A 6,610-nucleotide genomic window follows, 5' to 3' on the forward strand; every position below is an offset into this window, starting at 1 on the left:
GGGCCGCGGAGCACGGGAGCGTCGATCCTTGGTTATCCACCCGGGAATCGCCTAAGAATCGGCATTTAAGTAACGAAACGAAAGCAAATTGTAATGATTAATTCGGAAATATCTTCATATACAGATGGGTCTATGCCTATGGTTTGAATCCGAGTGAATGGGGCTATCGATTTCCTCGTGGCACTCAATTAGAATTCATCCCTCACGAAATCCCGCGGTCTGCGTATAAATAAGGAGTGCCGACATGACGTTCGGCCCGCTTTTCGACGCGCTGTTTTACGGCAATGCGCAACACAATCGGTTAATCAAGCTCGATACGCCGTTGGGCGAGGATTGGCTCGTCCCGCTGCAGGCGAGGGGCACCTCCAAGCTTGGGCGCAATTACGAGTTCGTCGTGGATGCCGCCTCTGCACGGGGCGACCGAATCGACTTGAAGACGCTCATCGGTCAGCCGGTCACGCTTTGGCTGCAGCAGACGGATGGCTCGTATTTGCCGCATCACGGCTATGTTCAGGCGTTCAGCCGTTTGGGCGGCGACGGCGCGCTCACTTACTACCAATTGAGTTTTTCCTCGTGGATGTGTTTTTTGCCGCTGCGCCGCGATATGCGCGATTGGCAAGAGCAGCCGGGCGAGCAGATAGTGGCCGACGTATTCGATCAGCATCCGCAGGCGCAGGGCGCTTATCGCTTCGATTTGCGCCAAGCGATGCCGCGCTATTCGAATCGCGTGCAATGGGAGGACGACTGGAACTTCGTTCATCGCAGCTTGGAAGAGGCGGGCGTGTTCGGACGTTTCGAGCAGGCGAAAGACGGGAAGTCGCATACGCTCGTGCTGATGGACGATTTGTATTTCGTCCCCGAGCTCGAGCAAAAGACCGTGCGCTTCTTGCGCACCGGCTTGCGTGAGGAAGTGGACGGCTTCACGCAGTGGAAGGAGCGGCAGCAGATTCAAAGCGCGAAACTGACGACGCGCACGTTCGACTATAAGCGGCCCGATCTGCCCAAGCAGGTGGATGGGGCAGTGAGCACGCGCGAGGACGTACCGGCGCAAGGCGAGGTGTACGACTATACGGGTGCTTATACGTGGGGCGTTCGCGACCGCGGCGAACATCAATCGACAGTGCGCGTGGAGTCGTGGGAATCGCAGATGAAGCGTTTTCAAGGCATCGGCAGTTGCCGCGCCTTGATGCCGGGGTATTGGTTCACGCTCGAAGGGCATCCCGTGCATGACAAGGGGCCCGAGCAAGACCGCCAGTTTGCGATCCTCTCGACGGCTTGGACGATTCGGAACAACTTGCCCGGGATGGACGACATCGCCGACTTCCCGGAAAGCCTGCGCGCGGAAGTCGAGCAAGTGGCCGGCAGCGATGCGGGCGGCGTGAAGGTTCGACATGCCGACGGCAGCGAAGGGTTCTTCCAGGTCGAGATCGAAGCGCAACGGCGCCGCACGCCGTTTCGCAGCCCGCTCGAGCATCACAAGCCGGTCATGCAATTGCAAAACGCGATCGTCGCCGGGCCGGATAGCGAAGAGATTTATACCGATTCGCTCAACCGCGTGAAGGTGTGGTTTCCGTGGAATCGACTCAATCCAGGCGACGAGCGCGCGTCCGTTTGGGTGCGCGCGGCTTTCCCCGACGCGGGCTCGAAGCGCGGTGGGCACTTTCCGCTGCGCAAGGGTGACGAGGTGGTCGTCGGCTTCATGGGCGGCGATTGCGATCGGCCGGTGATCTTGGGCCGCATGCATGGCGGGGCGACGCCGCCCGTGTGGCATACGAATGGATTGTTATCGGGGATTCGCTCGAAGGAATATGGCGGACGCGGGTTCAATCAACTCGTGATGGACGACTCGACCGGGCAAAACCGCGTCCATTTGTATTCGACGAGCGGCGATTCGCATCTGCACCTGGGCTACCTCGTCGATCACACCGGCAATACGCGCGGAGCGTATCTCGGTAGCGGTTTCGATTTGAAGTCGAATGCTTATGGCGCTATTCGCGCCGAGCAAGGGTTGTATGTGTCGAGCCACCCGGCGTCCGCCAAGCAGCCGATGGACGTGCGGCCGGCCAGCGCGCAACTCGTCAATTCGGAAAGCATCGTCGAGTCGCTTTCCGACATTAGCGTCAAGCACCAAGCGGAAAGCTTGAAAGAAGGCTATGACGCGTTGAAGGCGTTTACCGATGCGACGCAAAAGAGCGTGGCGGGAACGGCGTCGGATAACGGCCGGACGGCGGGTGGCGGCACGGGTAGCGCCAATGGGTTTGCCGAACCGATCATGCTGATGGCGAGCCCCTCGGGCATCGCGTTTTCGACGCAGCAGTCGACCACCGTTTCGGCGGATCGGCACGTCAATGTCGTCACCGGCGGCAGCACGCATATCGCGAGCGGGAAGTCGGTGATCGCGTCGGTCGGGGAGAAGCTGAGCTTGTTCGTGCAGAACGCGGGGATGAAGCTGTTTGCGGCGAAAGGCAAGATCGAAGTGCAAGCGCATTCGGATGCGATCGAGTTGACCGCGCAAAAGGCAGTGAAGGTGGTGTCGGCGACGCAGACGGTGGAAGTGGCAGGCAAGCAGGAGATCTTGCTGACCTCGGGCGGCGCGTATATCCGCATCAAAGACGGCAACATCGAGATTCATGCGCCGGGGACGGTGGATGTGAAGGGGGCGCAGCGCAGCTTTAGTGGGCCGGCCAGCATGGGCTATCCGATGCCTATCATGCCCATCAACCACTTGTATGATCGCCCGGTTTGGGTAGTTAACGATCAGGGGGATGCGATTCCAAATCGCCCGATTCGTGTGCATCTCAAGAATGGACAGGTTGTGACTGGGAAAACGGATGCGGACGGTGTGGCGAAGCTCGCAATCAGCGATCAGGCCGACATTCTTCGCGTTGAGATTCTTAAAAAGTTGAGTGGAAAAAACGTATGATTCCCCGCTCTGATTCACCGGCGAGTGACCCGCTTCGGGGTTACGAGGACACTTTTCCGGGTTTTTCGCGGTTGCGTCTCAGCCCTGACGCATTTGATGCCGAAAAGTCACTCGAGCAAAGTGATGTTTGCGAGATTGGTTATGTCTGCGAAGTACAAATCGACGGGGGGCTGATTCAACGACTGCGTGAAATCGCGGAGTTGAGAGAGGTGCAACACCACGATGATGTACCTTTGACTCCTAGGACTGGCCCGGACGATCCTGCACCTGCACCTGCACCTGCACCTGCACCTGCACCTGCACCTGCACCTGCACCTGCAGGTTCACCGCAAGCTAAGCCAAAAAATAAGAACAACGAATCTGACCACCAGCAATTGATCGCTCGGCTCAATAAGCCACCTCACGTTATCCAGTTTAAGGGCGTTGAGCTTGATCGAAATGAGCGTTTGAAGATCGTGGCGGCCGTTGCTCTTTGCGAGAGCGGCCACGATCCGTTTACGGCTGAGAATCTTGATAGCGAATTTCATTCGAAACGCAGTGCGAACTTGTCATACGGGCACATCGTTCACATCGGCCTTTCATACGGCATCATTCAGTTCACGCAGGACAGTGGTGCGTTGGGCAAACTGCTGACAAAGATGCACGAGAAGGACCCGGAAAAATTCCAAACGACTTTTGGCGATAACTATCTCGAACTATTAAAACTCACGACGAGTGGAATCGATGTGCCCAACGTCGATTACGTATCTGGGCAGGCGCATTGGAATGAGATCAGGAAGAAGAAGGAAGGCAAGGACCTGGCCGCGCTAGCTGACAAGAACAAGCTTCCGAAGGAGAGCGAGATTCGAGGCAAACGCGTCCAACCGATTGCGATTACCGTCGGAGGAGCTAAACAGGATCTCTGGGAGGGTACGTGGAAGCAAAGATTCATCGACGCGGGAAAGATTGATGTGTTTCAGGAGGCTGAGCTAGAATTTGCAGTCGAGGGTTACCTAAATCCCGCGTTAGCGTATTGCAAAACGAACAACATCCGCTCCGGGATTGGTATCGCGTTTGTCGCTGCATGTCAAATTCGCGGCGCTCCGCGCAAGCTTATCGTAAACGCGGCCAAGGAAAAAAAATTAACGACGCCTTTTACTAGTGGTGAAGATGAACGAGCTGCAGTCGAATATTTGTCGAAGCTCAGTTTGAAGTCCAATAACAAGGTGGACGGCACGGCGGTTCAAAAAGATGAGATTATTAGAGCAGGAAAGCTGCTAAAAGATGAGACCGGTTTTCTGGTCGAGGATTTGTATTGGACGGATACGTATACCACAGAGTATGACAAATAGGATATGAAGATGCGATTTCTTAAAGTGATGATTTCGTTAAGCGTGATGTCGTTTTCGACGGCTGTCCTCGCTGTTGATTGCGATTCGCCTCCCGGTGGAGTTGGCCTCGATAGTGCACAAGCGAACCTTCAATGTGTGGAGAGAGTCCAAAAAGAGAATGATAAGAAGCTCAATGCGTCATATAAAAAGCTGCTTGGTATTTTGCGGGATAATTCGGATGAGGAGAATTTTTCGCATAGCCAACTCGTTTCGACCGAGCGTGCTTGGATAGCATTTAGGGATGCGGAGTGTGAACTGAAAGCTAGTCTTGCTGGTGGTGCACATCAGTGGCGTGTTGTAAATCAAGCTCAGTGCATTTCGGATATGACGGCAGAAAGAACTTCTCAGTTGAACAAATACTACGAGGACGCAAGTGATAATTGATTCGCCCCGTGGCTGGTTTGTGGAATTGAAGTATTACGTGTTTTCGGATGTCCACGGAAATCGCTCTGAATGCAGGGTAATTTGACAAAGTTTCGGGTAATTTCTCTCACTTTGGCGATTTGGTGTGCCAATTGTTCCGCTCAGGCGGATGCTGGAAGCGTTGACACAGTGAAAACTGTTGCGGGCCTCATGGGCATTTCGAAGGTCGATCGTATGAGGATCGACTCTGTGACCTTTACCGTCCAGCTAGCGGGGTATGATTTCGATAAGCTTTACGGCCTGCGTTACCTTTACTATACGGAATCCGGATCACGCGACAGACCGAGCGGCCGGGTGCTGATGGAGGATTTTATCGGAGGTGCGTCTGATACTCCTTCCATTGCACTTTATGATTTTCGGAAGGGCCGGCCCGAAGTGGTTCAAATCACCGATAAGTTGGATGTCGAGAATGTGCGATGGCGGCCGGACGCGGTTTTGTTGGAAGTCGACGATCAGTGGTATGAGTTTAAGAGGGGAAAACTTTCCCGATTGAATTAAAGGCCAAGATGAACAATTCCGCCACGGTGGCTTGCCTCGCTATCGCTATCGCGAGTTCGTGCTGTCACGCGGCTGCATTGCCTGATTGCTTGTCGACATCTGACGTCTCGATCATTAGCCACGATGTTTTCACCGACTTTCCGAGCAGGGGAGCGTTCGAGAAATTTGTCGACTCGGGCAAGTTCGAGTTGCTGACCAACGTCGCCGACGGTGCCATGCTTCGACGAGCCGGAAGACCAGCCAAGGAGAAGATCGATTGGTTGTTGGGCGTGTTCCACGATCACGAGGCTGTGTTCAAGGACATGTCGGGGTTTGAACGCCCCAGGTTTTCCTATATGAAAGGACAACTTCGTGGCAAAGAGCCCTCTGTGGACGATGGCCGTACGACAACCACGTTCCCGAAGCACGAATGCGTTCGGGAGGTGACGTATCGGGCAACCGGCCGGCAGTGCGTAATGTCGCAGGAGCTAAGCAATCTATCGCTTACCTTTATCAAAGATGAACAAAAGCTGAAATTGGCGACCGTCGAACTATTTTTTGTAACGTGTTCGGAGACGGGAGCGACGAACCGTTGAGCACGGCATGCACCGAGTCAAAGCTCAAATGACTACACGTCTAATGCTCAAAATCCTTGTGACCGTCACCGCAGTCATTGGGCTTGTGGGTGACGCTGATGCGCACCTGGTCAGCGGTTGTACTGTCGAGGGAACCATCGCTCGTAGACTAGAAAGCTGATTCAGCTCCGATGTGCCATTGGAGGGCGAAGTGGTACGTGTGGCAAGGATTTTTACGATTGCGATTTTATCGCTCGTTAAGTGTGATGTGGCAAATTCACAGAGTCAGTTATCAAAAGATAATCGAACATTGTGTAATGAGGGGGAGGAGGTCTATTTCAGTTGTCCGCTGGATAACGGAGCGACCGTTTCCGTGTGCGCGCGGGATAACACAGCCCCCAATCGGGGTTATGTGTAGTACCGCTACGGCACCAAGGACGAGATCTTCGTATTTCCCGATCGAAGTGTGCCGCCGGCCAAGATGGTCAAGATCAGCGATGTTTCCGAAGGCAGTATTCGTGGTCTACATTTGAAATTCTCGAAGGGCCCGTACACGTATGTCGTCTCATCGGTTTCGCCAGGCGAAGTCTATGTTTCGAAAAATGGGAAGGTCATATTTGACAGATGGTGTTACGCTTCGATGTATAAAGTTTTTTCCGATAAAGTTTTCGATGGAGTCAATCAGACTCCCGTATCGAAGGTCGATATTCACTAACAGGCTGTTGAAATACCTCCCGCAGACGTCATCCGAGCGGGAGGGGTAAACGTTGAAAGAAGGAATCGACCAACACTGAGAGCGAAACGATGCGCGGAGCGGACGGCTACACCGAGACGATGTTCAC

At 54.3% G+C, this 6,610-nt stretch carries 5 protein-coding genes; all 5 read left to right on the forward strand.

Annotation, left to right across the window (positions count from 1 at the left end; translation table 11 throughout):
* Window positions 1-244: 244 nt before the first annotated feature.
* Window positions 245-2,923 (forward strand): type VI secretion system tip protein VgrG, encoded by a 2,679-nt coding sequence (tssI, locus tag C0Z18_RS17555; protein WP_102646691.1) that lies wholly within the window; start codon window positions 245-247, stop codon window positions 2,921-2,923.
* Window positions 2,920-4,254 carry a lysozyme family protein gene (locus tag C0Z18_RS33220; protein WP_199189479.1) on the forward strand — a complete coding sequence of 445 codons (1,335 nt, stop codon included), beginning with the start codon at window positions 2,920-2,922 and terminating at the stop codon, window positions 4,252-4,254. The genes tssI and C0Z18_RS33220 overlap by 4 nt, the downstream gene beginning before the upstream one ends.
* A 9-nt stretch (window positions 4,255-4,263) precedes the next feature.
* On the forward strand, window positions 4,264-4,677 hold the full coding sequence (locus C0Z18_RS17565) for a lysozyme inhibitor LprI family protein (protein WP_158244256.1): 414 nt from the start codon (window positions 4,264-4,266) through the stop codon (window positions 4,675-4,677).
* A 228-nt stretch (window positions 4,678-4,905) separates the two neighbouring features.
* On the forward strand, window positions 4,906-5,214 hold the full coding sequence (locus C0Z18_RS17570; protein ID WP_146014034.1) for a hypothetical protein: 309 nt from the start codon (window positions 4,906-4,908) through the stop codon (window positions 5,212-5,214).
* Window positions 5,215-5,222: 8 nt separating this feature from the next.
* Complete coding sequence (locus C0Z18_RS17575; RefSeq protein ID WP_102646694.1) at window positions 5,223-5,789, forward strand: hypothetical protein; 567 nt, start codon at window positions 5,223-5,225, stop codon at window positions 5,787-5,789.
* Window positions 5,790-6,610 lie beyond the last annotated feature (821 nt).

The sequence above is a fragment of the Trinickia dabaoshanensis genome (assembly GCF_002879885.1).
Lineage (GTDB): Bacteria > Pseudomonadota > Gammaproteobacteria > Burkholderiales > Burkholderiaceae > Trinickia > Trinickia dabaoshanensis.

What these genes read in the sequence shown, in the direction of transcription:
- tssI (WP_102646691.1), top strand. Translation starts at nt 245, where the DNA reads ATGACGTTCGGCCCGCTTTTCGACGCGCTGTTTTACGGCAATGCGCAA.
- C0Z18_RS33220 (WP_199189479.1), top strand. Translation starts at nt 2,920, where the DNA reads ATGATTCCCCGCTCTGATTCACCGGCGAGTGACCCGCTTCGGGGTTAC.
- C0Z18_RS17565 (WP_158244256.1), top strand. Translation starts at nt 4,264, where the DNA reads ATGCGATTTCTTAAAGTGATGATTTCGTTAAGCGTGATGTCGTTTTCG.
- C0Z18_RS17575 (WP_102646694.1), top strand. Translation starts at nt 5,223, where the DNA reads ATGAACAATTCCGCCACGGTGGCTTGCCTCGCTATCGCTATCGCGAGT.